The organism is Cupriavidus respiraculi (genome assembly GCF_914271545.1).
In the GTDB taxonomy this organism is placed as follows: domain Bacteria; phylum Pseudomonadota; class Gammaproteobacteria; order Burkholderiales; family Burkholderiaceae; genus Cupriavidus; species Cupriavidus respiraculi.
Genome location: NZ_CAJZAH010000001.1, coordinates 527,768 through 550,243 on the forward strand (window position 1 = coordinate 527,768; position 22,476 = coordinate 550,243).

General features: G+C 70.5%; 20 protein-coding genes and 1 pseudogene. 20 read left to right on the forward strand and 1 reads right to left on the reverse strand.

Annotated elements, in window-relative coordinates; genetic code table 11:
* The first annotated feature begins 67 nt into the window (after positions 1 to 67).
* The 9 genes from LDO27_RS02305 (at position 68) to LDO27_RS02345 (ending at position 9,443) form a co-directional block, all read left to right on the forward strand.
* Positions 68 to 1,060 carry a LysR family transcriptional regulator gene (locus LDO27_RS02305; RefSeq protein ID WP_224039359.1) on the forward strand — a complete coding sequence of 331 codons (993 nt, stop codon included), beginning with the start codon at positions 68 to 70 and terminating at the stop codon, positions 1,058 to 1,060.
* A gap of 181 nt (positions 1,061 to 1,241) precedes the next feature.
* Positions 1,242 to 2,255: an isopenicillin N synthase family dioxygenase gene (locus LDO27_RS02310; RefSeq protein WP_224039361.1), complete on the forward strand. Its 1,014-nt coding sequence runs from the start codon at positions 1,242 to 1,244 to the stop codon at positions 2,253 to 2,255.
* The gene (locus LDO27_RS02315) at positions 2,252 to 3,022 is read left to right on the forward strand and encodes an alpha/beta fold hydrolase (RefSeq protein ID WP_224039363.1); all 771 of its coding nucleotides are present in this window, start codon (positions 2,252 to 2,254) and stop codon (positions 3,020 to 3,022) included. The genes LDO27_RS02310 and LDO27_RS02315 overlap by 4 nt, the downstream gene beginning before the upstream one ends.
* A 70-nt stretch (positions 3,023 to 3,092) precedes the next feature.
* Positions 3,093 to 4,076, forward strand: coding sequence for an ABC transporter substrate-binding protein (locus LDO27_RS02320; RefSeq protein ID WP_222205991.1), 984 nt, complete (start codon positions 3,093 to 3,095; stop codon positions 4,074 to 4,076).
* Positions 4,077 to 4,078: 2 nt separating this feature from the next.
* The gene (locus LDO27_RS02325; RefSeq protein WP_224039365.1) at positions 4,079 to 4,852 is read left to right on the forward strand and encodes an ABC transporter ATP-binding protein; all 774 of its coding nucleotides are present in this window, start codon (positions 4,079 to 4,081) and stop codon (positions 4,850 to 4,852) included.
* A 63-nt stretch (positions 4,853 to 4,915) separates the two neighbouring features.
* Positions 4,916 to 5,677 carry an ABC transporter permease gene (locus tag LDO27_RS02330; RefSeq protein WP_224039367.1) on the forward strand — a complete coding sequence of 254 codons (762 nt, stop codon included), beginning with the start codon at positions 4,916 to 4,918 and terminating at the stop codon, positions 5,675 to 5,677.
* A 50-nt stretch (positions 5,678 to 5,727) separates the two neighbouring features.
* Positions 5,728 to 6,513, forward strand: coding sequence for an FAD binding domain-containing protein (locus LDO27_RS02335; RefSeq protein ID WP_224039369.1), 786 nt, complete (start codon positions 5,728 to 5,730; stop codon positions 6,511 to 6,513).
* 27 nt (positions 6,514 to 6,540) lie between these two features.
* A complete protein-coding gene (locus tag LDO27_RS02340) occupies positions 6,541 to 8,853 on the forward strand; it encodes a xanthine dehydrogenase family protein molybdopterin-binding subunit (RefSeq protein ID WP_224039371.1) in 2,313 nt (770 codons plus the stop codon).
* The gene (locus LDO27_RS02345) at positions 8,850 to 9,443 is read left to right on the forward strand and encodes a (2Fe-2S)-binding protein (RefSeq protein ID WP_224039373.1); all 594 of its coding nucleotides are present in this window, start codon (positions 8,850 to 8,852) and stop codon (positions 9,441 to 9,443) included. Before LDO27_RS02340 ends, LDO27_RS02345 begins: the two co-directional genes overlap by 4 nt.
* On the opposite strand, the gene LDO27_RS02350 is transcribed toward LDO27_RS02345, so the two are convergent.
* A complete protein-coding gene (locus LDO27_RS02350) occupies positions 9,434 to 11,461 on the reverse strand; it encodes a hypothetical protein (RefSeq protein ID WP_224039375.1) in 2,028 nt (675 codons plus the stop codon). The two genes, LDO27_RS02345 and LDO27_RS02350, sit on opposite strands and share 10 nt — an antisense overlap.
* 253 nt (positions 11,462 to 11,714) lie before the next feature.
* Here LDO27_RS02350 and LDO27_RS02355 point away from each other — a divergent pair, with 253 nt between their 5' ends.
* The 11 genes and pseudogenes from LDO27_RS02355 to LDO27_RS02405 all read left to right on the forward strand — a co-directional run bounded on the left by LDO27_RS02355 (position 11,715) and on the right by LDO27_RS02405 (position 22,438).
* Positions 11,715 to 12,185, forward strand: a complete 471-nt coding sequence (locus LDO27_RS02355) for a MarR family winged helix-turn-helix transcriptional regulator (protein ID WP_222206015.1) — start codon at positions 11,715 to 11,717, stop codon at positions 12,183 to 12,185.
* Between the two features lie 12 nt (positions 12,186 to 12,197).
* On the forward strand, positions 12,198 to 13,394 hold the full coding sequence (locus LDO27_RS02360) for a multidrug effflux MFS transporter (RefSeq protein WP_224039377.1): 1,197 nt from the start codon (positions 12,198 to 12,200) through the stop codon (positions 13,392 to 13,394).
* A gap of 221 nt (positions 13,395 to 13,615) precedes the next feature.
* Positions 13,616 to 14,248, forward strand: coding sequence for a TetR/AcrR family transcriptional regulator (locus LDO27_RS02365; protein WP_224039379.1), 633 nt, complete (start codon positions 13,616 to 13,618; stop codon positions 14,246 to 14,248).
* 127 nt (positions 14,249 to 14,375) lie between these two features.
* Positions 14,376 to 15,346, forward strand: a pseudogene (locus LDO27_RS02370) (Bug family tripartite tricarboxylate transporter substrate binding protein).
* Positions 15,343 to 15,771: a PhlB family protein gene (locus LDO27_RS02375; protein ID WP_224039380.1), complete on the forward strand. Its 429-nt coding sequence runs from the start codon at positions 15,343 to 15,345 to the stop codon at positions 15,769 to 15,771. Before LDO27_RS02370 ends, LDO27_RS02375 begins: the two are co-directional and overlap by 4 nt.
* A complete protein-coding gene (locus LDO27_RS02380) occupies positions 15,768 to 16,913 on the forward strand; it encodes a thiolase family protein (protein WP_224039382.1) in 1,146 nt (381 codons plus the stop codon). Before LDO27_RS02375 ends, LDO27_RS02380 begins: the two co-directional genes overlap by 4 nt.
* 9 nt (positions 16,914 to 16,922) lie before the next feature.
* Positions 16,923 to 17,714 carry an enoyl-CoA hydratase/isomerase family protein gene (locus tag LDO27_RS02385; RefSeq protein ID WP_222206029.1) on the forward strand — a complete coding sequence of 264 codons (792 nt, stop codon included), beginning with the start codon at positions 16,923 to 16,925 and terminating at the stop codon, positions 17,712 to 17,714.
* 79 nt (positions 17,715 to 17,793) lie between these two features.
* The gene (locus tag LDO27_RS02390; protein ID WP_224039384.1) at positions 17,794 to 18,606 is read left to right on the forward strand and encodes an SDR family NAD(P)-dependent oxidoreductase; all 813 of its coding nucleotides are present in this window, start codon (positions 17,794 to 17,796) and stop codon (positions 18,604 to 18,606) included.
* A 6-nt stretch (positions 18,607 to 18,612) separates the two neighbouring features.
* A complete protein-coding gene (locus tag LDO27_RS02395) occupies positions 18,613 to 19,692 on the forward strand; it encodes an NAD(P)H-dependent flavin oxidoreductase (RefSeq protein WP_322790800.1) in 1,080 nt (359 codons plus the stop codon).
* On the forward strand, positions 19,677 to 21,227 hold the full coding sequence (locus LDO27_RS02400; RefSeq protein WP_224039386.1) for an AMP-binding protein: 1,551 nt from the start codon (positions 19,677 to 19,679) through the stop codon (positions 21,225 to 21,227). Before LDO27_RS02395 ends, LDO27_RS02400 begins: the two co-directional genes overlap by 16 nt.
* Positions 21,227 to 22,438, forward strand: coding sequence for an iron-containing alcohol dehydrogenase family protein (locus LDO27_RS02405; protein WP_224039389.1), 1,212 nt, complete (start codon positions 21,227 to 21,229; stop codon positions 22,436 to 22,438). Before LDO27_RS02400 ends, LDO27_RS02405 begins: the two co-directional genes overlap by 1 nt.
* Positions 22,439 to 22,476: the final 38 nt, after the last annotated feature.

Genomic DNA, 22,476 nt, shown 5'->3' on the forward strand with positions numbered 1-22,476 from the left:
CGGTTGGCTGGGCTCGCCGTCGCTCCGTCGACGCCGCCTGGCACGTACCGTGCGTCCGCGCAGCGGCATGCACATCCATTCCCGCTCGATCAAATACTTCGACATGATCCGCCGCTGCGGATCCATCCGCGAGGCGGCGCGGCGTCTGCATGTGGCCTCGTCCGCCGTGAACCGGCAACTGCTGCAGCTGGAGGAGGACATCGGCACGCCGCTGTTCGACCGCTTGCCGGCCGGGCTGCGGCTGACCCCGGCCGGCGAGGTGTTTTCGCGCCATGTGCTCACCGTGCTGCAGGACGAGCATCGGCTGATCACGGAGCTGGAGATGCTGCGCGGCGTGCGGCGCGGCTCGGTGAGCATCGCCGCGGTGGAGGGTCTCAATGCCGATCTGCTGCCTGCGATGCTCAACGCGATGCACGTGCGCTACCCGACCATCCAGATCCATGTGCGCACCTGTGGCTCTGAACAGGCCGCGCAGGCCGTGATCCAGGGCGACGCCGACGTGGGCATCGGCTTCTCCATCCGCCGCCATGAGGCCCTGCGGCAATGCGCGGTTGGGCGCTTTGCCCTCGGCGCCATCGTGCCGCCCACCCATCCGGTGGCGAGCCTGCCGCGCGTGGATTTCACGAGCTGCGCGGCCTATCCCCTGATCCTCCCCTCGGCCGAGCTGTCGATGCACGGCCTGCTGCAACCGGTCATCGCCCACCACAAGCGCGTGTTGCAAGTCCTGCTGGAGACCTCTTCGATCGAGCTGGCCAAGGGGCTGGTCGAACGCGGCGTGGGGCTGTTCTTCCAGAGCCGGCTCGGGCTGGAGCGCGAACTGCGCGAGCGCCGGCTGGTTCATGTCCCGCTCGATACGCCGACACCGCTGTATTCGGAGCTGGGCGTCTACATCCGTGCGGGCCGCACGCTGCCGTCCGCGCTCGACGCCTTTATCCGCATTGCCACCGACGCCATCGCGGTGCGCGAGGACGAGGAGCGCAACGCGCTGCCGCAGCCGGCCGAGCCGCCCCACCGCGGCGCGCCCGCCATGCCCCAGGATTGGGCCACCCCGCTTCCCTAGCTGCACTGGACACGGGAATCGAAGCGTCGCGATGCACAAGCGTTGCGCACGCGGCTGCGCGGGCGACGCCGGTGCAAGGTGCTGCTCGCATTTCGGCATCGCCCCGCGCAGAAAACGGCGCTATCTGGAACGGCGCGCGCTCCCTACACTCGGCTCCATCGTTCTCTACAGCCCGATTGCCGTGACCCGCGACGCTCCCACGCCCAGTTTGCCCCTGATCGACATCGCCGGCCTGCGCAGCAGCGATCCGGCCGCCCGGCTTGCCGTTGCGGCCCGATTGCGCGAAGCGTGCCAGCAGCGCGGCTTTTTCTATGTGTGCAATCACGGCATCGACCCGGCTCTGATCGACGAGGTGTTCGCGGCCAGCCAGCGCTTCTTCGACCTGAGCCTGGCCGAGAAGCTGGCGGTGGACAAGTCGCTGTCGCCATGCAATCGCGGGTACGAGCCACTGCGCGCGCAGACGCTGGAGACCGGCGCGCCGCCCGATCTGAAGGAGAGCTTCTATCTCGGTGCGGAGGTGCCCGCCGACGATCCGCGCGTGCTGAGCGGGCGCTTCAATACCGGCCCCAATCAGTGGCCGGCCGACCTGCCCGGCTTTCGCGCGGCGATGCAAGCCTACTACCGCGCCGCCAGTGCGCTCGGCGCGACGCTCGTGCGGGGGCTGGCGCTATCGCTCGATCTGCCCGAGGACCACTTCGCCGGCTATCTGGAGGACGCCGCCTGTACGCTGCGCCTGCTGCATTACCCGCCCCAACCGGCGCAGGCGCAGCCGCGCGAGAAAGGCTGCGGCGAGCATACGGACTTTGGCGGGATCACGCTGCTGCTGCAGGACGAGACCGGCGGCCTGCAGGTGTGGGACGCGAGCCGGCGCGACTGGATCGACGCGCCGCCCGTACCGGGCGCCTATGTCGTGAACATCGGCGACCTGTTCGCGCGGTGGACCAACGACCGCTACGTCTCGACCCTTCACCGCGTCATCAACCGCTCGGGCCGCGAGCGGTATTCCGTGCCCTTCTTCTTCACCGGCAATCCGCTGCACCGGGTGGCCTGCCTGCCGACGTGCCTCGCGCAAGGCGAGACGCCGCGCTATCCGGAGGTCACCGTGGAGGAGCATCTGATGGCGTGTTACCGGCGCACCTATGCGGCTTCCGGGGCGGCCACCGCATCTGCCGCGGGCGGGCGCGCATCAGCATGACGTCGCCGCATATCGTCCTCATACACGGCGCCTGGCAGGGAAGCTGGGCGTTCGCGGCGTGGCAGCCGCTGCTGGAAGCGGCGGGCTGGCGCGTCCATGCCGTGGACCTGCCCGGCAACGGCCACGGCCCGGCGCTGTCCGGGCAGGCCAATCTGCAGGGCTATACCGATCATGTGGTCCGCCTGCTGGAGACCCTGGACGGGCCGGCCGTGGTGCTCGGCCATAGCGGTGGCGGTGTCACGGCGTCGCAGGTGGCGGAGGCCGCGCCGGAACGGGTCCGCGCGCTGATCTATCTGGCCGGCATGATGCTGCCCAGCGGCCTGCGCTTTGCCGACCTGATCGCGCAATGCCGCGCGGCCGATCCGGACTTTGCCTACGCCGGTGTCGAACCGCACCTGCAATGGGACGGGCTGCGCGCCGCCAGCCGCGTGCCCGTCGATGCCGCGCTCGACCTGTTCCTGCACGACTGCGAGCCCGGCGCCGCGAGCGCGGCGGCGGCGCGCCTGTGCGCCCAGCCCGAGAGCGGACGCAGTATGGCCAACCGGCTCAGCGCGGCGCGCTTCGGCAGCGTGCCGCGCATCTATGTGGAATGCCTGCGGGACCGCTCGGTCACGCTCGTTCTGCAACGCCGCATGCAGGCGCTGGTGCCCGGCGCGCGCCGTGTGAGCCTGGACTGCGGCCACGTACCGCAGCTCGCCTGCCCCCGCACGCTCACCGATGCCTTGCTGCCAGCGCTCGACGCGCTGGCCAGCACCAGCCGCGTCTGACACCCCCGGCCCCGGCTTCCACGGATTCAGACACCGACCTTTCCTTGCCATGCCCAACAGGAGTTCCATCATGATCGTGCGCCCTCTTCTCGTCTCGATGCTGCTGGCGGTGACCGCCGGCACGGCCTCGGCCGCCGACAAGCTGACCGTCCAGCTCGACTGGCTGCCCGGTGGCGACAAGTCCTTCGTCTACGCCGGCGTGCAGCAGGGCTTCTTCAAGGAGGAGGGACTGGACGTGAAGATCGTGCCGGGCCGGGGCTCAGCCGATGCGGTCACCAAGATCGCCTCGGGCTCGGCCGACGTGGGCTTCGGCGGCATCTCGGCGTTGATGACCGCTGCCGCGGAAGGCGCCATCCCGGTCAAGGCGGTGATGTCGCTGTACGCCCGACAGCCGGACGCCCTGTTCACGCGCGCGGACAGCAAGATCCGCAGCCTGAAGGACATGGAGGGCAAGACCGTGGCCATGCCGACCTTCTCGTCGTCGAACGCGCTGTGGCCGGTGGTGTTGCAGAAGAACGGCATCGACCCCGCGAAGATCAAGGTGATCAAGTCCGATCCGGCCACGCTGGCACCCATGCTGGCGCAGGGCCGCGTGGACGCCACCATCAATTGGGTGACCGTGGCCCCGGCCTTCGATGCGGTGCTGAAGCAGGCCGGCAAGGAGCTGACGGTGCTGCCGTGGAGCCAGTTCGGCCTGGATGGCTATGGCTGGTCCGTGCTCGCCAGCGACCGGACCATCAAGGAGCGCCCGGAAGTGCTCAAGCGCTATGTGCGCGCCTTGCAGAAGTCGCTCGCCTTCTCCATCAAGAACCCCGGCAAGGCCGCCGAGGCGCTGAAGGCCAGCGTGCCGGAGGCCGATGTGGCGGTGCTCAAGGCGGAGTTCGAGTCGTCCCTTCCGCTGCTGCAGAACGACATCACCCAGCGCGATGGCATGGGCCGGTTCGAACCCGCCCTGCTCGCCGCCACGTGGAACTGGGTCGCGCAGTCGATGCACTACGCCCCCGCCAAGGTCGACCCCGAAAAGCTGGTCGACCGCGGATTCCTCGCCAAGTAGCCATGCCATCCGTCATCGACCTGAACGCGGTCACCCAGACCTTTGTCGCCAGCGACGGCAGCGCCGTCACGGCCCTGCACGGCGTGGACCTGCATCTGCGCCGCCACGAGTTCGTCTCGCTGATCGGACCGTCCGGCTGCGGCAAGTCGACCATCCTGCGGCTGATCTCGGGGCTGCTGCGGCCCACCGCCGGCGAGGTGGCGATCTTCGGCATGCCGGTGACCGAGCCGCGCGACGAAATCGGCATGGTGTTCCAGAAGCCAACGCTGCTGCCCTGGCTCAGCGTGCTGGACAACATCTGCTTTCCGATGCGCCACAAGTACGGCCGTGTCGATGCGCGCGACCAGGCCCGTGCGCGCGAACTGCTGGCGATGGTCGGGCTGGGGGATTTTGGCCACAAGCGGCCCGACGAGCTGTCGGGCGGCATGCAGCAGCGCGTGTCGATCGCGCGCTCGCTGCTGCATGACCCGGACATCCTGCTGATGGATGAGCCGTTCTCGGCCCTGGATGCGCTCACGCGCGACGTGATGAGCTTCGAGCTGCTGCGGATCTGGAACGAGCGGCCCAAGACGGTGGTGTTCGTGACCCACTCGATCCAGGAGGCACTACTGCTGTCCGACCGGATCGTGGTGATGAGCGCGCGCCCGGGCCGCGTGGCCGACATCATCGATGTGCCGCTGCCGCGCCCGCGCAGCATGGCCACGCTGGCCGATCCGCTGTTTACGCGGATGGCCAACGAAATCCGCATGCAGGTTTTCAGCCACCAGCCGCACTGACCCCCGCTGTCCGACACCCGCCCCGACGCTGTTCCGACTCCTGTCCGCCCAGACCCGCGCCCCATGCCCGCCCTGCTCCATCGCCACGCCAGCCTGCTGGTATTCCTGCTGGCCCTCGTCCTGTGGGAGTTCGCCTGCCGCACCCTGCACGTGCCCGAGTACATCCTGCCCGCGCCGACGAAGATCTGGCACGCCGCGCGCGAACTGGGCGCGGCACGCTGGGCCGAGCATCTGTTCGCCACGCTGGAGGTGGCGCTGGCCGGCTACGCGGTGGCGATCTGCCTCGCATTGCCGCTGGCGGTGGCCATCACCCGCTCGGCGCTGCTGTCCCGCATCGTGATGCCATGGCTCGTGGTGATCCAGTCCACGCCGATCGTCGCGGTGGCCCCGATCATCGTCGTCACGCTGGGCGCCGGCGTGCTGCCGCGCGTGGTCATCACCACCATGATCGCCTTCTTCCCGCTGGTGGTTTCCACCGCGCTGGGCCTGGCCTCGGTGCCCGCCGAGTTGATCGAGCTGTCGCGCTCGCTGCGCGCCACCACCGCGCGGCAGTACTGGCAGATCCGCATGCCGTTTGCGGTGCCCTACCTGTTCTCGGCGCTGAAGGTGTCCATCACGCTCGCCATCGTCGGCGCGGTGGTGGCCGAGTTCGTGGCCGCGGAGAAGGGACTGGGCTATCTGATCCTGTTCACCACGTCGTCGTTCAAGATCCCCGTGGCCTTCGCCGCGCTCGCCCTGCTGGTCATCAGCAGCCTGCTGCTGTACGGACTGGTGCAGTGGCTGCACCGGCGCCTGTTCCCCTGGAGCCAGGGCGCGCAGCATTGAAGCGTATGCGACCGCCTGGAATCTGCCATGACCCACAACCTCACGCCGCGATGCAATTGCTGACGCCCGCCACGCCGCAAGCCGCACAGGATCTGGCCGACCGCCTGGGCGCGCGTGCGCGCTTCATCGCCGGCGGCACTGTCATCCAGCAGGAATGGGAGGGCTCGCGGCTCGCGCCGGACGATGCCTGCCTGATCGACCTGCAACGCTGGCCGCAGACGCAGGGCATCGCGCTCGAGGGGCACAGCCTGCGCATCGGTGCCGGCGCGCGGCTCGAAACGGTCCGCACCGATGCGCTGGTGCGCGCGCACGTACCGCTGCTGGTGCAGGCACTGGACCAGCTGGGCGCGCTTGGCGTGCGCCGCCTCGGGACGCTGGGCGGAAACGTCGGCTGGGGAATGGGCGATGCGGTGCCGGTCCTTCTGGTGCTCGACGCCGAAGCCGAGCTGGCCGATGGCAGTCGGGTGCCGCTGGCCGAGGTGCTGGCGCGTCCGGCGCTGCCGCTGCTGGTGGCCTTCCATCTACCGCGCGCGGATACCCGCGAGCCGGTCCATGCCGTCTTCGAAAAGGTCGGCCACCGCGCCGCGTTTTCCCCGGCGCGGCTGCGCATGGCGCTGCGCTGGCGGAGCGCGGAACGGGGGCGCGACCTGATCCGCGTGGCGGCCGGCGCGCCGGGAGCGCCGGTGCGGCGGCTCGCCGCGGTGGAAGCGCTGCTGTCGCCGGATGCGCCGTGCCCCGACCTGTACGCGCTGCGGCGCGCCTGCGCGCAAACCCTGCCGCCGTCGATGGCCCTGATTGCCAGCCGGCTGATCGCCGGCCATTGCGGCCTGCTGTAGATCGTCTGCCCAACCGCCCGTGCCGCCATGCCCGATTCCGCTTGCACCAACGATCCTCCGCCGCCGTCGGCATTCGTGCCGCCGCACCAGACGCTACGCCTGACCGACGTGGCGGCGGACATCCGCCCCGATGCCTGGAGCAAGCTCGGCGGCGACCCCGGCTTTCTCACGGACCGCATCGCCGACGGCCAGTTGCGCGGCGCGATCCTCGGCAGCCCGCATCCGCACGCCCGCATCGTGTCCATCGATACCGCGGCGGCGCGCGCGCTTCCCGGCGTGCATGCCGTCGTCACGCATGCGGACATTCCGGGCGCCGCCGTCTACGGCCTGCGCCGCGCCGACCGCCCGGTGCTGTGCCACGACAAGGTGCGCTACGTCGGCGACCCGGTGGCCGCGGTCGCGGCGGTGGACATGGAGACGGCGCGCGCGGCGCTGGAGCGCATCGTGGTCCGCTATGCGCCCCTGCCGCTGGTGGACGATCCGGAAGCTGCGCTGGCGCCGCAGTGCGCGCCCGAGGCGAGGGTCCACGAGACGGGCAATCTGCTCCACCACGTCGCGTATCGCCGCGGCGACCTGGCGCCGGCCGAGGCGCAGACGGTGCATGTGGTGGAGGACAGCTATGTCACGCCGCGACAAATGCATGGCTTCCTGGAGACCGAAGGAGGCGTTGCGGAGCCGGACGGCAAAGGTGGCCTGCGACTGTTCTTCGCCGGGCACAATCCGGCGCGCGAACGGCAGGTCGTCGCCGACATGCTGGGCCTGCCGCATGACATGGTGCAGGCGACCGGCACGCCGGTGGGCGGCTCGTATGGCGGCAAGGACGAACTCACGGTGCAACCGATCGCGGCACTGCTCGCGTGGAAGGCCGGGCGCCCGGTGCGCCTGCACCTGACGCGGCCGGAATCGGTGGACTTCGGCGTCAAGCGGCATCCCATGCGTATCCGCATGCGAACCGGTTGCGATGCCAACGGCCGACTGACCTTCCAGCAGGTCGACATCGTCGCGGACACCGGTGCCTACGCGACGCACGGTCCCGAGGTGCTCGACGCCGCGGTCGAACACGCGCCCGGCCCCTACCGCTACCGCGCGGTGCGGATCGACGCGCGGCTCGCCTACACCAACAATGGCGTGGCCGGCGCGTTCCGCGGCTTCGGCGCTACCCAGGTCCAGTTTGCGCTGGAGCAGCAGATGGACCGCCTGGCGGCGCGCGCGGGCCTGGATCCGGCGCACTTCCGCGCGCTCAATCTGGCCGAACCCGACGCGCCGGGGCCGCTCGACCAGGAGGTCGTGCCGTTCGACGGACCGCATCGCGCCCTGGACGTGGCGCGTCGGCAGCCGCTGTGGCAAGGGCCGCGCCGCTGGCAAAGCCAGGACGGGCGCTATCTGCACGGCGTGGGCCTGGCCCTGGTCCACCGCAGCGATGGCTTCGGCAAGGGCGGTCCGAGCGGCAGCCGCATGACCCTGCTGCTTGCCGAGGATGGCGCCATCGAATTGCGCTGCGGTTTCACCGAACTTGGGCAGAACCTGGTGGGCGCGATGCGGCAGTTGTGTGCGCGGCATCTGGGCTGCGCACCGGACGACGTACGGCCGGTGCTGGGCGACACGGCCCGCACGCCCGACTCGGGCGCCGTGGCGGCATCGCGCGCCACCACGCTGGTCTGGCACGCCTTGATCCAGGCGCGGGCCGGCTGGGAACGGGCCCTGCTGGACGCGGCCGCGCAGGCCCTGCATTGCGACGCGGACGCGCTGCGTACTGGCCCTGGCGGCGTCCACGATGCCAGCGGCCTGCGCCTGTCCTACCGGACGCTGGCCGCCAGGTTCGGCCCTGCCCGGCCATGCTTCATGGTGGACCTGCACGGCGAAGACCCGGCGGGAAATGAGCACGGCACCCACTTCGTGTTCGGCGCCTGCGCGGCGATTGCGCATGTCTGCGTCGATGGCTGGAGCGGCGCGGTTCGCGTGCACGATCTGGTGATATGCAGCGCGCTGGGCCCGGTCGTCTCGCCGCAGGGATATCTCGGCCAGATGGAGGGCGGCGCCGTGATGGGCATGGCCATGTGCACGCAGGAGGACCTGCCCTGCGAGCGGGGCCACTACCGCGCGCGCAACCTCGATGCCTACCTGATGCCCACGCTGGCGGATGCCCCGGTGATGGAGGTCATCGCCATCCAGAACCTGCCCGATGGCGATCCCATCGGGCCGCGCGGCGCCGGCGAGATCGGCGTCAACCTCGCCACGCCGGCCGTGGCCAACGCCATTGCGATCGCGCTGGACCATCCGGTTGCGCGCCTGCCGGTGCAGCCCGAGCACGTGATCGCCATGCTGGAGACTCCGCGATGACCGTTCCCGATTCCACCACCGACGCTGCGCTGGCGCCCATCCCGCCAACCTTCACGCTTGCCATGCGGCTCAACGGTGCGCCCGTGCAAGTGGGCTGCCGCCCCGATACACGCCTGCTCACCTTGCTGCGTGAGCACTGGAAGCTCGCCGGCGCCAAGCCGGGCTGCGAGATTGGGCGCTGCGGCGCCTGCATGGTGTGGCTCAACGATGCGCCCGCGAACGCCTGCCTGTTGATGGCGTACCAGTTGCAGGGCCAGTCCGTGCGGACCATCGAATCGGTCGGCGCGGATCCGGCCAGCCTGCCGGTGCGCGAGGCGCTGGCGCGGTGCGGCGGCGTGCAATGCGGCTACTGCACCGCGGGCATGGTGATGACCATGACGTATCTGCATCAGCTCGACCCGAAGCCCGGCGTGCAGCAGGCCGAGGCGCTGCTATGCGGCAATCTTTGCCGCTGCACGGGCTATGGCGGCATCCGCCGCGCGGTGCAGCACCTGTTCGCGCCGGCGCAACGGGAAAACCCAGCGCAACCGGCGGCTGAGAGTACGGCCGCGACGCGTGCCGCCCTTCCCCCGGCGTGCGACTACGGCTGATCGTAGACCCACACGGCGCCATCCGACATCTGGGCAGCCAGGCGCGCCTTGCCGTTGCCATCGACCGCGCCCTCGAACGCCAGCACGGTGCCGGTGCCCGGAATCGTCAGCGGGACGGTAGCGAGCGCCCCGGCATCGAACAAGGTCATCGCCGGGCCGGCCAGCCACGCCACGAAGTTCTGGAACACGCGGAAATTGGTTACCGGTCCGGTATGCGCGAAGACCAGCCGGAAGGGGGCGAATACATCGTCCCTGACCACGAGTCCGGCCCCGTTCCGGAAGCCGTAGTTCGGCCCACCGAACGATGTGGATGCCGTCGGCAGCGGGCCGAAGTGAGAGAACGCGCCCACATTCAGCGGTGTCTCGGGCGGGTGCGTCCATGAGGTCAGGACGCCGTCGGCTTCCATGCGGTAGCGCGTCGTATACAGCGGATCCAGGCCGTAGGCCGAGCCATTCGGCATCGGCAGCATATCCGTCAGCAATGGGACGCTCGCCCGGGACAAGACGGCGGTCTGGCCCGCGCGCTGGACGAACCACGTGGTGGAGCATTGGGCGGTCGTGATCAGGTCCACGCCGTCGGTCGCCACCACGAAGCGCCGCCCGGTCGGCACGCGCTGCGACGCGCAGGTGGAGAAGGAAGCGTGCGCGCGCGGGCTGTCGAAGTCCGCATCGAGCCTGCCGAATGCGTTTGTGGTATCGGCTCCCATCTGCACGACCACGGTCGGGAAGCGGCCGGCCATATTGTCGGCGTACCAGATGCGGCTGGCGTTACCGGGCAACGCCTCAGCCGGCTCGCGTGCGGGCTCGGCGACGCCGGCGAACCGCTCCAGGCGCGCCGGCTGGCTGCCGTCGGCGGATAGCCGCCAGACACGCGTGCCGTCGATCGCCAGGCTTGTCACCGTGGGCGCGTCGATCGGTGCGTCGGGCAGCCGGTGCCAGGGTCCGGGCGACGAGAGCGGCAGCGATGCGCTGTGGGTCCGCCCGTCCGGATACGACGCCGTCAGTGTCAGTGATCCGCTATAGCTCGACAGTTGCGTGGCATCCGAGCTGACGGCAACCGTCGCCCCATCTGCCGCGCCGGCGATGACGGCGGCTGAGCCCGTCTGCTGGATCGACCATGCGAGGTTGGCCAGGCCTGCCAGATGTCCCTGCGGCGCGTCGCTCAGTGTCGCGGTGATGGTGCCGGTGCGGCCGGGCTTGACCACGACCGACGGCGCCGAAAACGCGATTGCGGGCAGCGGCGTCTCGGGGCGCGCCAGCGGCACGTTGGCGCACAGCCGCTCGCGGCCCGGCGTATCGGCGCACGCGGTCAGCGCACCCGTGCCGGCCAGAGTCGCGCTGGCGGGGCTGGCCAGTCCGGCGCTGCGGCCGTCCGCGGCCGGAGTGGCCACGAACGTGGCGTTGTCGGTGGACCAGTTCCAGTTGGCGAGGTCGCCGACACCGTCGGCACCGTCCGAACGCAGTACCACCGCGGTAACCCGCTGCGGCGCGCCGCCCGCGCCGATGGTCAGCGCCGACGGCGACAGCGCCAGGGTGTAGGTGATCGCGGCCTCCGGCTGCACCACCAGGTGCGTCACGCTGGCCGCGCGGCTGCCGTCACCGAACGTCGCGGTGGCGGTGATATCCACCGCGCCGGCCCGCAGCGTACGCACCGTCGCATACGTGCCGACGGGCGCAGGCATGCTCGCGTCTTGCGCTACCTTGTCCGCCACCCTGTCCGCCGCCGTTTCGGAAGCGGACGCGACGACGGCCACGGATTCATCGGAAGAGGTCCAGGAGAACGAGGCGCCCTTGATTTCTAGTCCGTCGGCGCCCAGAACGCTCGCCTTCAGCGTCAGCGTACCGCCGGCAACCGGCGTGGCACTGGCCGTATCGACGACAAGGCGGCTACTGGCCGCCACGGGCGCGGCGGAGCCCGCCTCGTCCGAACCGGCGTCGCCGGACCCGCAGGCCGCCAGCAACGCGGCGACAAGGCAAAGGCCGGCGGCACGCGCGCCGGCATGAAAGCGTGGAAACATCAACCCAACCCGTTTTTGTAATTGGAATCGCGCCCCGCTTCCGGTGTGCCGGGTATGGAGTCGCGGCGCCGGTGTCCGGCATTTTCAGGCGGCGACTGTAACAGCGTTGCCGCAGCCGGTGAATAGCGCGTTCGGACTACGCAGGGGCACTCCGAGGCGTCGCGTCAATGCGGCGTTGCAGGGCTGGCCACGACCCGTGCGGGGCCGTGGTTTTGGTTGACATGCAAACCATTCGGCAACGATAATGGTTTGCATGTCACCTAATCGCCGTCCTGCATCGGCCGGTTCCGTCGAACAAGCCCAGGCCCGCCTGGGTCGCCTGATCGGCACGGTCTACCGGCGCTGGCGCAAGGCCATCGACCGGAGCTTTCGCGAGGTCGGCCTCACCGACGCCTCCCGCGCGCCCTTGATCGCGCTCTACGAATCCGGGTCGCCCTGGATGCGGCAGAAGGAGCTGGCGGAGGTGCTGTCGCTGGACAAGTCCTCGCTGGTGCGCGTGCTCGCCCAGTTGCGCGAGGCGGGTTTCGTGGAGTGGGAAACGCACGAGACCGATCGCCGCGCCAAAAGCATCCGCCTGACCGATGAAGGCCGGGTCATGGCCGCGCGCATGGTGGGCGAGAGCCTGGCGATCGAGGCGCAGATTCTGGACGCGCTATCCCCAGCGGAGATGCGGGCCACGCGCGAAGCGCTGGAAAAGATCGCCCGCCGGCTGGACGAGCTGTAAAGGGTGCCGTCCATGCAGACTTCGGAACCACCGTTTACGCCCGCGCTGCGCGCGCCGATGTGGCTGCTGGTGCTGGTGACGCTCAGCGGCACGATGGCCATGCACATCTTCGTGCCGGCGCTGCCGCTCGCCGGCGCGGACCTGCATGCCGGTCCCGCCGGCATGCAGCAGACCATTACCTACTACGTCCTCGGGCTGGCCTTCGGACAGCTGATCTATGGGCCGGTCTCCGACACGATCGGCCGCCGGCCGACGCTGCTGGTCGGGCTGGGCCTGTACCTGGTCGCAGGCGTGCTGGCCCTGCTGGCCCCGTCGCTGGAGTGGCTGCTGTTCGCCCGCATGGCGCAGGCACTGGGCGGCGCGGCGGGCATCACGCTGGGCCGGTCCATCGTGCGGGACACCGCGGCGCCGGGGCGGGTCACCAGCGATCTCGCGCTGCTGAACCTGCTGACGCTCGTGGGCCCCGGTGTGTCGCCCGTGGTGGGCTCGCTGCTGGCCGACCTGTTCGGCTGGCGGGCGATCTATGTGTTCCTGGTCGCCCTCGCGAGCCTGATGCTGTGGTGCGCCTGGCGCATTCTGCCGGAGACGAACGCGCACCGCCGCTCGCTCCAGGTGGCGAGGATCGCGCGCGACTACGGCCGCCTGCTCGGCAGCCGCCGCTATCTCGGGTTCATGCTCGGTGGCGCCTGTTCCACCACCGCGCTCTACCCCTATCTGGCCACCTCGCCCTACATCGTGCATGAGCAACTGGGCCTGCCCATCTGGCAGATCGGCTGGTTCGCGTCGGTGACCATTGCCGGCGCGAGCCTGGGCACGATGGTGACGCGGCGCCTGGCCGAGCGCCTGGAGCCGGAAGTATTCCTCAATGCCGGCGCCGGCCTCAGCCTCTCCATGGCCGCGTTGCTGCTGGTGGTGCAGATTGGCGGCTGGCTGAGCGCGCCGTTGCTGATCGCGATCACCTTCGTGCTGACCGCCGGAGCCGGGCTCGCCAGCCCTGCCGCCCTGTCGCGCTCGATCTCGGCCGTGCCCGGACTCACCGGCGCCGCCGCGGGGCTCTATGGCTGCGGCCAGATGGCGGTGGGAGCCCTTGGCACCAAGCTGGTGGGATACGGTTCGTCGCCGACCGTCTCCTGCGCGGTGGTGCAGATCCTGATCACCGGCACCGCGCTGGGCGCATATCGCATTGCCGCGCGGTCGAAGGTCGCGTGAACGACCGATTCCCGCACGCCCAACTTACAATCCAATCAACAAGTATGTTCGGGTAAACGCCGGGCGCTGTTTACTTGCGGTACGTACCGCTTGTAAATACACTGCCTCGCATGCCACGAAAACTTTCCTCTCTTCCCGTCGTTGAGCCCGCGCCTGCCGCGACGGAGCAGCCTGCCAGCGCTTTCCCCAGGCCTGGCGAGCCGCGCGCCGGGACCGTCGCCGTGCCCGCGAAGCGCCAGCGGCGCACGCAGGCCGAGCGCGTTGCCGAGTCCGACAGCCGGCTGCTCGCCGCGGCCACGCGCCTGATCGCCACCCGCGGCTACACACACACCACGCTGGAAGCGACCGGCATCGAGGCAGGCTATAGCCGCGGCCTCGTGCAGCATCGCTTCGGCACCAAGGACGGGCTGCTCGAAGAGCTGATCAAGCATATTGCGAATGCGCACCGCGAACGGCTGCTGGCGCGCATGCAGGGCCTCACGGGGCTCGACGCGATCCTGTGCGAGATCGACTGCTACCTGGAAGGCATGGACGACCCGTCCGAAAGTTCGCGCGCCTTCTTTGTACTGATGCTCGAATCGATCGGACCCGCGCCGCAGGTCCGCCCCACCTTCGCCGCCATCAGCGCCCGCTGGCACCGGGCGATCACCCGCCATATCGAAGCCGGGCAACGCGCGGGCCAGATCCGTCCCGACGTCGCCGCCGCCGAGGAAGCCGGCCTGCTCATCGCGACCGTGCGCGGCCTGCGGATGCAGTCGATGCTCAATCCCACGACGAGCAATATCGCGGTCGCGATCCGCGCGCTGAAGGACAACCTGCGCCAGCGCCTGCTGCTGCCGCAAGAGCCCGACTGACCGGCTGACCGTCCCTGCCCTGCCTGTTTCATCGACTGCGCGCGACGAGGCGCGACGCGGTCGGACGGCGCTCGTCCGTACGCGCGCACGACACGCCCCGGATCACACAACAAGGAGACACCGCTTCATGTCACATCGCTGGTTCCAACGCTGCGCCGCGGCTTGCGCGACCGCACTGGTCACGCTGGCCCATGGCGCCGAATTCCCCGACAAGCCCGTGAAGCTGGTGGTGGGGTTCCCGCCGGGCGGCGCCTCCGACATCGTCGCGCGCCTGTTGCAGCCGCATTTGCAGAAGGACCTGGGCCAGCCGGTCGTGATCGAAAACCGTCCGGGCGCGAACGGGAATATCGCCAACGAGGTGGTGGCGCGGGCCGATGCCGATGGCTACACGCTGCTGCTCGGCAATCCCGGCCCGCTGGTGCTCAATCCCTTCCTGTACAAGCGCGTGCCCGTGGACCCGGTCAAGGCCTTCACGCCGGTCACGCAGCTGACCGAGAGTCCGATGGTGGTCGTAGTGCCGGCGGCGTCCCCGCTGAAATCGATTGGCGATCTGCTGGGCAAGGCGCGGCAGCAGCCCGGCAAGCTGACCTACGGCTCGGCCGGCAACGGCAGCTCGATGCACGTCGCGGGCGCGACGCTGCAGGTGCGGCTGCAGACGCCGCTGATCCACGTGCCCTACAAGGGCAGCGGCCCGGCGCTGAACGACTTGCTGCCGGCCAGCTGGACTTCATGGCGGACAGCCGCTCCACCACCCTGCAGCTAATCCGCGACGGGCGCCTGCGGGCGCTGGCGGTGACCGGCAGCCGCCGCGTGGCGGATCTGCCCGACGTGCCGACCGTGGCCGAAGCGGGCGTGGGCGGGTTCGACGTGACCACCTGGCTTGGCGTGGTGGCGCCGGCGGGCACGCCGGCACCGGTGGTGCAGCGGATCTACGCCGCGTTCGCCGGCGCGCTGAAGGACAAGTCGGTGCAGGCCCGCCTCGCGGAGCTGGGCACCAACATCAAGGCCAGCACGCCGGCGCAGTTCGCCAGCGCGCTGGAAGAGGAGCGCAAGAGCGCGCGCCAGCTGGTGCGCGAATCGGGAATGTCCATCGAATGAACCACACACTCTCAGCAGACGGGCGTACCCCCGTCCTCCAGGCCGCGCGTTGCGGCCAGTGCGGCGGGCACAGCTATCCCGCCAACGTACCCGGATGCCGCCACTGCGGCGCACCGGGCCACACGCTCGAAGCGGTGGACTGCATGGGCGCCGTGCCGTTGCGCAACGTGGTCACGGTCCATGCGCCGCTCGCGCCCGGGCTTGCCGTGCCGGCCATCATCGGGGAAATCGAGCTGTGTCCGGGCCTCGTCGAGGAAGTCCGCGTGGATGCGCGGGACGAAGCCGACGCGATGCCGGGCACCGTCGTGCGGCCGGTGTGGATCGACGACGGGCAAGGCGGAAGCTGGGCATTCCGGCCGGTCGCGCAGTCCGGCTCCGATCCCGCCTCGCCGCCGGCGCCGGACCGGCAGGGAGGCGCGCAATGAGCCGCACGCTGTTGCAGGAACGTCCGGTATATGTGGTGGGCATCGGCATGCATCCCTACCAGTTCCCGGGCGAAACGCCCTACCCGCAATTGGGCCTGCGCGCGGTGCGGGAGGCGCTGGCGGACGCCGGCCTCGCATGGCCGCAGGTGCAGAGCGCGTTCGTCGGGACCGCGGCGCTGGGTATGGCGGCGGGCCGCGTGATGCTGCGCCACCTCGGATCCACCGGCCTGGAGGTCGTACAGGTGGAGAACGCCTCGGCGTCCGGGTCGAGCGCCTTCCGCCTCGCCTGCCTGCAGGTGGCCTCGGGAGAGCGCGACGTCGTGCTGGCGCTGGGCGTGGACAAGTTCGGCGACGGCCGGCGCGCGGTGCTCAAGGATGGCCTGCCGCCGCTGAGCCCCACCGCCAACGTGCCCCTGGTGAAATTCGCCCTGCTGGCGCGACGCTACATGCGCGAGCGCGGACTGCGGCCCGAGGACCTGGCCGCGGTCGCCGTCAAGAACCACGGCAACGCCGCGCGCAATCCCTATGCGCAGTTCCGCAAGCCCCGCACCATCGAACAGGTACTGGCCTCGCCGCGCATCGCCGGAGACCTGACCGCGCTGCAATGCTGCCCGCGCGGCGAAGGCGCCGCGGCGGCGATCGTCGTCTCGGAGCCGGCGCTGCGGACGCTGGGCCTGGACCGCTCGCGCGGGGTGCGGGTGCTTTCGTCTGTGGCCAGCAGCGAGGAACTGGTGCAGGACGCGCCCGCGCTAGTCGAACTGGTGCGCAAGTCCGCAGCCGAGGCGCTGGCCAGGGCCGGCGTGGGCGCCCCCGAGCTCGACATCGTCGAACTGCACGACGCCTTCACGATCGAGGAGCTGGTCTACAGCGAAGCGATCGGTGTATGCCCGCCCGGCGAGGGCGCGGCCTTCGTGACCGGGGGCGGCGCGCATATCGGCGGCCGCTGCGCGGTCAATCCGTCGGGCGGTCTGATCGGCATGGGCCATCCGCTGGGTCCGACCGGCATCGGGCAGGTGGCCGAGATTGCGCGGCAGCTGCGCGGCGAGGCCGGGGATCGCCAGCATCCGGGAGCGCGGCTGGGCCTGGCCCACATGATCGGGCTGGGCTCGGTCGCCGTCGCGCATGTCCTTTCACGAGCCTGAAGGCCAGCCATGGAATATTCCACTCTCCTCTACGAAACCCGCGACGGCGTCGCGCTGATCCGGCTCAACCGTCCCGAACGGATGAACGCCATCGGCGGCAGCATGAAGGCGGACCTGGCGCACGCGCTGTTCGAGCGGGCGCGCGTCGACGACGCCGTGCGCTGCGTCGTGATCACCGGCGCGGGCGACCGGGCGTTCTGCGCCGGCGCCGACATCAAGGAACGCGCCGACCGCATCGTGCCGCAAGCCGAATACCACCTGAAGCAGAAGGCGACACACGAGCTGTTCCGGGCGCTGGAGCAGTTCGAGAAGCCGGTGATCGCGGCGATCAACGGCGTGGCGCTCGGTGGCGGCCTGGAGATCGCGCTCTGCTGCGACGTGCGCATCGCTGCGCAGGGTGCGCGCCTGGGCTTGCCGGAAGCACGCATCGGCGTACTGCCCGCCGCCGGGGGCACGCAGCGGCTGCCGCGCCTGGTCGGCGTCGGCATCGCCAAGGAACTCATGCTGACCGGCGACCACATCGATGCCGAGCGGGCACTGGCCATCGGCCTGGTGAACCACGTCGTGCCGGCCGGCGCGCTGCTGGACACCGCCATGGCGATGGCGGCCCGCATGGCCGCCAACGCCCCGCTCGCGCTGCGCTACGCGAAGCACGCGATCGACCTCGGCTTGCAGGTCGGCATCGAGGCCGGCCTGGAGTACGAGCGCTACGCCGCCGCGCTGGTGACCGCCAGCGAGGACCGCAAGGAAGGCATGCGGGCGTTCGTCGAGAAGCGCAAGCCGGTGTTTCGCGGGCAGTAGCGGACGCGGCAGCCGGCGGCATCCGCCCGCCGGCCCACTCAATCAATCAACGACGGACTACGAAGACATAGGCATCGACATGGACCTGAATCTGAACGGCAAGGTGGCATTCGTCACGGGCGGGGGCCAGGGCGTGGGCAGGCGCATCTGCCTGGACCTTGCGGCCGAGGGCGCGCGCGTGGCGGTCAACGATCTGTTCCCCACTCGCGCGCAGGCGGTGGTGGCGGAGATCGAGGCCGCGGGCGGCCAGGCCTTCGCGGCGGTGGCCGACATTACCCGCGAGGCCGAGGTCAATGCGGCCATTGCCGCCGCGGAGCAGGCGCTTGGCCCGATCGACATCCTCGTCAACAACGCGGGCGTGCTGGTCGAGCGGCGCGAAAAAGGCGGTGCGGCGCCGATGTTCGTCGAGACCACCCCGGACGCCTGGGAGCGCATCGTGGCGCTGAACGTGTTCGGCATGATGTATTGCTGCAAGGCGGTGCTGCCCGGCATGCAGGCGCGCCGCTACGGCAAGATCGTCAACATCATGTCCGAGGCCGGGCGCGCCGGCGAAGGGCGGCTGGCGGTGTACTCCGGCGCGAAGGCGGCGATGCTGGGCTTCGCCAAGGCCATCGCGCAGGAACACGGGCGCGATTGCGTCAATGTCAATGTGATCGCGTTGGGCGCGATCTCGCACGAAGGCATTCCCGAAGGGGCGCTGCATCCCGACGCCACGCCGGAGAACAACGAGCGCCTGGGCAAGATGCTCAACGCCTACCCGATCGGCCGGGGACTGCGCCGTCTGGCACGCCCGGAAGACGTCTCCGGCATGGTGTGCCTGCTCGCGTCCGATCGCGCCGCCTATATCACCGGCCAGAGCATCGGCGTCAGCGGTGGCTACGTGATGCTCTGACGCGCCATGATGCATGCGCCCGCCCCCTTCCGCACCCGGATCACCGAACGCTTCGGCATCCGCCATCCCATCTTGGCCGGTGGGCTGATGTGGCTGTCCGACGCGCGCTATGTCGCCGCGCTGGTCAACGCGGGCGCGATGGCCTTTCTCACGCCGCGCTCGTTCGACACCCTGGCGGCCTACCGTGCCGCGCTGCGCGAATGCGGGACGCTGACGCAGGGCCGCGCGTTCGGCGTCAACCTGACGCAATCGCGCCGTGCCGAGGCGAACCGGCTGCTGCCCTCGTGGATCGAGATCGCGCTGGAGGAAGGCGTGCGGCATTTCGAGACGGTGGGACCCGCGCCCGGGGCCCTGTTCGCGCGCATCCACGCCGGCGGCGGGCTCGCCTTGCACAAGTGCGCGTTCGTCGAGCATGCGGCAAAAGCCGAGCAGGCCGGTGCCGACGCCATCGCGCTGGTCGGCGCGGAAGCCGGTGGCCATCCGGGGACCAACGAGCTGTCGGCCTTCGTGCTCGGCGGGCTGGCGCTGGAACGCCTGCGGGTGCCGCTCGCCATCGGCGGCGGCATCGGCGACGGCCGCCAGATCGCCGCGGCGCTGGCGTTGGGCGCCGACGCGGTGCTGATGGGAACGCGCTTCCTGACCTGCGACGAGGTGTGGGCGCACGATCGCTACAAGCGCCACCTCGCCGCCCAGCCGGCCCAGGCCTCCACGCTGGCGCTGCGCTCGACCGGCCATCCCTGGCGCGTGCTGGACAACGCCACCGTGCGCGAGACGCGGCGCCTGGAGCACGGCGGTGCCTGCCGCTATGAAGACTTCGGCGCGCTGGCCAGCGGCGGCCTGGGCCGCGAGCACGGCTATCGGCACGGCGACTGGGACACCGGCCTGCTGTCGATGGGCCCGGCCATCGGCTTCGCGAACACCACCGAGCCGGTGGCGGCCACGGTGCGGCGGCTGATGGCGCAGGCGGAAGCCGCCGCGGGTCGGCTGCGCGCGCTGCAAGCGGCGCCCGCCGGCACCCACGCCGATGCCGGCCTTCGCACTCCCGCCCTTCCATCCGATTCCACGATTCCATGCAACCCAATCTGACCATCCGGTTCGGCGAGCGCCGCATCGACGCCTCCACGCTCGAGGGAAACGCGGCACGCGCCGCCACCGGCTTTGCCGAACTCGGACTGCGCGCCGGCGATGCGGTCGCCGTGATGCTGCGCAACGACCTTCCCTATCTGGAACTGATCGTCGCCCTCGATCGCCTCGGAGTGCATCTGGTGGCGATCAACTGGCACTTCCAACTGGAGGAGGCCGGCTTCATCCTGCGCGACAGCGGCGCGAAGGCGCTGGTCGTCCATGGCGACCTGTTGCCGGGCATCGCCAGCGCAGTGCCCGGCGACATGCCGGTGATCGTCGTGCCGACGCCCGCGGAAATCGTGGCGGCCTATCGACTGCCCGAAGCGCCGGCGCTTGTGCCGCAGGCCCTGGCTTCCCGGGCGCTGGCGTGGCCCGCCTGGCGCGACAGCTTCGCGCCGTCGGCGGCCGAACGCGTGCCGGCGGTCGGCAGCATGCTGTACACGTCCGGCACCACCGGGCGGCCCAAGGGCGTCATGCGCCTGCCGGGCACGCCGGCCCAACATGCCGGCTCCCTGCGGGTGCGCGCGATCGCCAGCGCAGCGCGTCCGGGCATGCGCTGCGCCGTCGTGGGACCGCTGTACCATGCCGGCCCCAATGCCGCGGCCCGCGTCGCGCTGGAGCTGGCCGAGGAGATCGTCGTGCTGCCGCGCTTCGACGCCGAGCTGCTGCTCCAGGCGATCGCGCGCCATCGCATCACGCATCTGTCGCTGGTGCCCATCATGCTGGTGCGCTTGCTCAAGCTACCCGAGGCGGTACGGGTGCGCTACGACGTCTCGTCCCTGGAGAACGTGACGCACGGCGGCTCGCCGTGTCCGCCGGAGGTGCGGCGCGCGATCATCGCGTGGTGGGGCCCCATCGTCAACGAGACCTATGGCTCCACCGAGGCCGGGCTGGTGACCTTCGCCACGGCCGCCGACTGGCTTGCCCGGCCCGGCACCGCGGGCCGGCCCTTTCCGGGGACGTCGATCCGCATCCTGGACGAGGCCGGGCGCGAACTCCCGCCCGGCGAGGTCGGCGAGATCTACGTCGACACGGGCGACAACGCGCTGCCCTTCACCTATCGCCACAATGAGGCCCAGCGCCGCGCCATCGAGCGCGACGGCTATATCACGAACGGCGATGTTGGCTATCTCGATGCCGACGGCTATCTGTACATCACCGACCGCAAGCGCGACATGATCATCTCCGGCGGCGTCAACATCTACCCCGCCGAGATCGAACATGCTCTGCTGGCCAACCCGCACGTGGCCGATTGCGCGGTGTTCGGCATTCCCGATCCCGAGTTCGGCGAGGCCGTCGCCGTCGCCGTGGTGGCCGCCCAGGACGCCGCGCTCGACGCCGCGGCGGTGCGCGACTGGCTGCGCGAACGCGTGGCCGGCTACAAGGTGCCGCGCCACGTGGAATTCCATGCATCGTTGCCGCGCGAGAGCATGGGCAAGGTCTTCAAGAACCAGTTGCGCGCGCCGCACTGGGAACGCGTCGGACGCAAGATCTGATGGACGCCGCGCATACCAGCGTGTTCGATACCGCGCCGGGGCACTTTGCCACGCGCTGGCCCGGCGAGGCGGTATTCGGCGCCGGCTGCGTCGAGCAGCTGCCCCTATGGGCGCGGCGCGCCGGCGTCAGGCGCCCGCTGCTGCTGACCGATGCCGGACTGGCAGCCACGGGGCTGCCGGCGCGGGTGGCCCACGCGCTGGGCCGGGCGGGCATCGCGCCGGTCGCTCACGACGATGTCGCCGCCAATCCCGCGATCTCTCATGTCATGGCCGCCGCGCAGCGCTGGCGCGCGAACGGCTGCGATGGCCTGATCGCGCTCGGCGGAGGCAGCGTGATCGACGTCGGCAAGGTGCTGTGCGCGCTGCTGTGCAGCGACCTGCCGCTGGGCGAAACGATCGTGCAGGGCGATGCCGCGCTGACGCGTCCCACACCGCCGTTCGCGGCGGTGCCCACCACCGCGGGCACCGGCAGCGAGAGCACCGTGGCGGCGCTGGTCAAGGACGAGGCGGGACGCAAGCACGTGCTGCGCAGCCACCGTTGCCGGCCGCAGTGGGTGGCGCTGGACCCGCTGCTTACCTTGACCGTGCCGCGCGCCGTGACGGCCTGCACGGGCTTCGACGTGCTGATGCACGCGCTGGGCGCGGCCACCAATCGCGCCAGCCATCCGCTGGGCGAGACACTGGCGACCGATGCGCTGCGCCGGGCCATCGCCGCGTTGCCGGCGGTACTGGCACGGCCGGACGACACGGCGGCGCGCGCCGACATGATGCTGGCCAGCTACCTGGCCGGCGTGGCGATGAGCCTGCGCGGCGTCGATGGCATCCACGGTCTTTGCACGCCGCTGGAGGCGGTGGTGGACGCGCCGCATGCCCACGTGCTGGCGGTGGTCTGCGAGCCGCTGATGCGCTTCAACGTGGTGTCCATGACGGCGCGCTACGCCGCCGTCGCGCGGGCCTGCGCCCTCGTGGCGCCCGCCGTGCCGGACACGCTCGCGGCAAGGGCGCTGATCGAGACCATCTGCGCACTGCGCGACCTGGCGCAACTGCCCCGCTCGCTCGATGCGCTGGGCGTGCTGCCGGCCGACATGACGGGCGTGCACGACGCCGCCGAAGCCAACGCGTCCGCCCGCCTGAACGGCCGGCCGCTGTCGCGCGACGACATCGTCGCGCTCTATGCGGCCATGCGGCGCCCTCCCAACCTCGTCCGCTGACTGCCACCGGTCGGCAGCGGTCATCCATGCATCCTCAC